The 3846-nt window shown below is 68.6% G+C and carries 4 protein-coding genes and 1 pseudogene; 2 read left to right on the top strand and 3 right to left on the bottom strand.

Annotated features, from left to right (window positions below):
• A pseudogene (locus ON39_RS47360) lies at positions 1 to 265 on the bottom strand (glycosyltransferase family 9 protein); the annotation flags it as partial.
• Between the two features lie 161 nt (positions 266 to 426).
• Here ON39_RS47360 and ON39_RS17985 point away from each other — a divergent pair.
• Both ON39_RS17985 and ON39_RS17980 read left to right on the top strand, forming a co-directional pair.
• A complete protein-coding gene (locus tag ON39_RS17985; protein ID WP_040735549.1) occupies positions 427 to 897 on the top strand; it encodes a VOC family protein in 471 nt (156 codons plus the stop codon).
• Between the two features lie 70 nt (positions 898 to 967).
• On the top strand, positions 968 to 1570 hold the full coding sequence (locus tag ON39_RS17980) for an HdeD family acid-resistance protein (protein ID WP_040735548.1): 603 nt from the start codon (positions 968 to 970) through the stop codon (positions 1568 to 1570).
• Between the two features lie 86 nt (positions 1571 to 1656).
• Here ON39_RS17980 and ON39_RS17975 read toward each other — a convergent pair whose 3' ends face one another.
• Complete coding sequence (locus ON39_RS17975) at positions 1657 to 2826, bottom strand: Dyp-type peroxidase (RefSeq protein ID WP_040735551.1); 1170 nt, start codon at positions 2824 to 2826, stop codon at positions 1657 to 1659.
• Between the two features lie 61 nt (positions 2827 to 2887).
• Positions 2888 to 3451, bottom strand: a complete 564-nt coding sequence (locus tag ON39_RS17970; RefSeq protein WP_040735550.1) for a copper chaperone PCu(A)C — start codon at positions 3449 to 3451, stop codon at positions 2888 to 2890.
• Between the last annotated feature and the right edge of the window lie 395 nt (positions 3452 to 3846).

The raw sequence follows: 3846 nt of genomic DNA, 5'->3' as shown, positions 1-3846 counted from the left end.
CCAGTTGCACAATGCTTTCCGTGCTCGGCCCGTGCAGGTTGACGGCCAGTTGCGGCCCCGGCGCGTCCCAGCGCAGGCCGCCCAGTTCGGCGGTGGGCACCATGGTGTCCACCGAGGCGATCAGATCGACGATCGGCTTCAGCCGCTGCGGCGCGGCGAGCACGATACGGTCGTGTGGCCTGGCGCGGCGTAGCGCGCGAAGCGCCGGGACCCCGGTCAGTAGACCGCCAAGGCCCCGCGCGTGCAGCACGAGTACAACCGCCACCCTCTTCTCCTAGCCACCCGAGACTCACGATTCCCGACCCACCCGCCTCCACCCCATGGGCGTACACGACGAGAGTCACTCAGTGATGACTACCCGAGCGAAACCGGCGATAAACCACGCTGGTGATCGCCGCGTGTGCGTCCGCGCACTAACCTCATGACATGACCTCCCGGCTCAACCCGTACCTCAGTTTCGGCGACACGGCCCGCGCAGCTCTGGAGTTCTACCGCGACGTGTTCGGCGGCACCCTGACCATCAGCACCTTCAGCGAGTTCAGCGACCGGGACGCGCCCGGCGCCGACCTCGTCATGCACGGCGTGCTGGAGACCCCGAGCGGCTTCACCCTGATGGCCGCGGACACCCCACCGGGCATGGAATACAAACCGGGAAGCAGCATTTCGATCAGTCTCAGCGGTGAGGACGCAGCCGAGCTGCACGGCTACTGGGACAGGTTGTCCGAGGCGGGCACGGTGTCGGTGCCGCTGGAGAAGCAGATGTGGGGCGACGAGTTCGGCCTGTGCCAGGACCGGTTCGGCGTCTCGTGGATGGTCAATGTCGTGGTTCCGTCGCAGGCGAACCCGGGCGGGTCGAACGGCGACGGACCGGTCGGTCGACCCGCGATTCCCGAGTAAGCCCACTGGACTTGCGAGTCGCGTGGGCAAATGTCCAGGAAACGCCCCGGAGTGGGCATAACATCAGGCTATGACGACAAACAGCGTGCTCGAGGGTCCTTTGCAGTCTCTTGCCCGCAGTGCGTGGCAAACCGTTCTGGTCACCGGCTTGCTCTCGGTGGTCCTCGGCGTGATCATTCTCGTCTGGCCCGATGTGACGCTCGTGGCCGCGGGCGTCCTGTTCGGTATCTACCTGGTGGTCAGCGGGTTTCTCCAGTTGCTCGCCGCGTTCGGCGCGCCGGCCAGCACCGGGATGCGGGTGCTGGCGTTCATCAGCGGCGTGCTGTCCATCGCCATCGGCGTCTTCTGCTTCCGGGACGAGCTGATTTCGATTCTGCTGCTTGCCATCTGGATCGGCATCGGCTGGCTCTTCCGCGGGGTCTCCGCCGTGGTGATCGGGCTGTCCGAGCCCGAAGCGCCCGGCCGGTGGCTGGCCGTGTTCTTCGGCGTGCTGACGGTGATCGCGGGCATCGTGCTGATCGCCTGGCCGTTGACGTCGGTGGCCACCCTGGCGATCGTGGTCGGCGTGTGGTTGATCGTGCTCGGGATCATGGAGATCATCGTGGCGTTCGGGGTGCGCAAGGACGCCAAGGCGATGCGCGGAGTGGCAACCGGCGCGCACGCCCGCATCTGACGGAGTGGGTCGGCTCGCGGCCGCCGCGCCGGTGCCGGCACGGCGGCCGCCGCATGTCCGCCGCTCGCCTCAGGCCCTTTGCTCGCTCATGATTCGAACAGCGACTGCCCCAGATAACCGCCCGGCGACGGCACGCCCGGCGGGATGACGAACACCGCCGAACCCACCGGGGTGGTCCACACGTTGAGGGCGTCGAACTCCGCGAGTCGCCGTTGGACCGGCAGGAACTGGGCGTCCACGTCGCGCTGGTAGGCGGCGAAGAGCAAGCCCGAGTTCGAGATTCGGCCCGGTGCCGGGGCGTCGTCGTAGTTGTAGCCCCGACGCAGGAACCGCTCGCCCTCGTGCGTGTGGTGCGCGCGGGCGATGTGCGAGGACGGCGGGATGACCGGGATGCCGTTCGCGTCGACGGCCGCGAAATCCGGTTCGTCGAACTCGCCGGAGCCCGTGAGCGGTGCGCCGTCGGCGATCCTGCGGCCGACGGTGAGTTCCCTTCCCTCCTGGTCGATCTCGTCCCACGTGTCCAGTGTCATCGCGATACGCCGCAGGACGCACGAGGTTCCGCCGGCGAGCCAGGGCTGTGCGGCGCCGTCGTCCCACACCAGGCGGTCGAAATCGGTGCCGGGGGCGATGTTCACCGTGCCGTCCACCTGACCCATCAGATTGCGTGGGGTGCGGCCCGGCTCGGCGTTGCGGAATCCGCGCTGCACCCAGCGCACGCTCACCAGCGAGGAGACACTGCGGGAGAGCACCCGTACCGCGTGCGACACCGTGGTCGCCTCGTCCGCGCACACCTGCACCAGCAGATCGCCGTCGCTCCAAGCGGATTCGAGCCGATCGATGTCGAACGGAGGCAGCGGGCGAAGCCAGGACGGGCGATGGTGTTCGAGTCCCGCGACGGTGAAGACCGCGGGGCCGAGGCCGACGGTGACGGTGAGCCGGGAAGGGCGTTGGGCCAGTTCCGGTTCCGTGTCGGCCAAGGCCGGGCGACCCTGGGTGAGGCGCGCGGCGTCGCCGGTCCAGATCTTCAAGACGCCGATGAGATCGTCCCGGTGTGTGCCCGGCTTCAGGTCGAAAGCGACGAACGCCGCATGGGACTGCGGGTCCGTCGCTACGCCGGATTGATGTGTGCCGTAGAAGGGTTCGATCGCCGAGGTCGGCGGTGGCTCGTCGCGGGTGGTGAGTGCTCTTGCGCCCCAACCGATGCCCGCCGCGCCCGCCGCGACGGCACCGCCGCCGAGCAGGCGCCGGCGGTTCAGGCGTCGTCGGGGCGGCGGGTCGGCCGCCGCGAACGGGCTGGCGTCCGCCGCCGGGCCGGTCTCAGCCACCGTGGGCCGGTGTCTGCGCACCGCTCGCGTGATCGGGGGCGTAGTTCTCCTGGTTGCCGGAGAAGTCGCGGACCTGCGCGGTGAAGGTCGTCGTGGAGCCGTCGTCGAAGGTGAGGGTGACCGGGGTTTCGGCGCCCGTGCGCAGCGGGCCGGTGAGGCCCATGAACATGATGTGATCCCCGCCCGGCCGCAGCTCCGTCTTGCCGTGCGCCGGGATCACGAACCCGCCCGCCTTCGGCCGCATCGTCTTGGCCCCGCCCGCATCCGCGACCACCTCGTGCAACTCCACCCTGCCCGACGCGGGACTCGACGCCGAAACCACCGTCCGCGCCGTGTCACCCGAGTTGTCCAACACCCCGAACGCCGCCGACATCCCGCTGTCCGCCGCCTTCACCCACTGATCCTTGATCGTCACCGAATCCGCCGCGCGAGCCTCGGCCTTGTCGTTGGACGAGCAGGCGACAAGGAGCAGGGGAACAGCGAGAGCCGCTGCGGCAGCGCGGAGTACACGGGGCGCGCCGAGGGTGCGTGCGGAACTGCTTGTGAGAGTGCGCATGAAGTTCTCCAATCGAGGGAAATATGTTGTCTCGCTGCGAGCTACCGCAGTGAGGTCGTAAGCGACAGGCTCTCGGCCCAGCTGCTGCCGCCGAGCCGCCTATATCAATTGCCTTGCTGGACGGGGCATCCCAGCCGAACGCGAGGACCGCCCGCCCACGCGCCCGATACCGCCAACCGTCCACGGCACCCATGGACTCGCCAACGGACCAGCCGACCCGGCCTGACTTCAGTCGCATCGATCCGTCGACAACCACCGACGCGGCCTACCATCGTCCGAGCTGTCGAGCTGTCGAGCTGTCGAGCTGTCGAGCTGTCGAGCTGTCGAGCTGTCGAGCTGTCGAGCTGTCGAGCTGTCGAGCTGTCGAGCTGTCGAGCTGTCGAGCTGTCGAGCTG

It is taken from the genome of Nocardia tenerifensis NBRC 101015 (genome assembly GCF_000308715.1).
Classification (GTDB): domain Bacteria; phylum Actinomycetota; class Actinomycetes; order Mycobacteriales; family Mycobacteriaceae; genus Nocardia; species Nocardia tenerifensis.
Note: the sequence above shows the minus strand (reverse complement) of the source record. Positions and strands in the feature narration are given on the sequence as shown.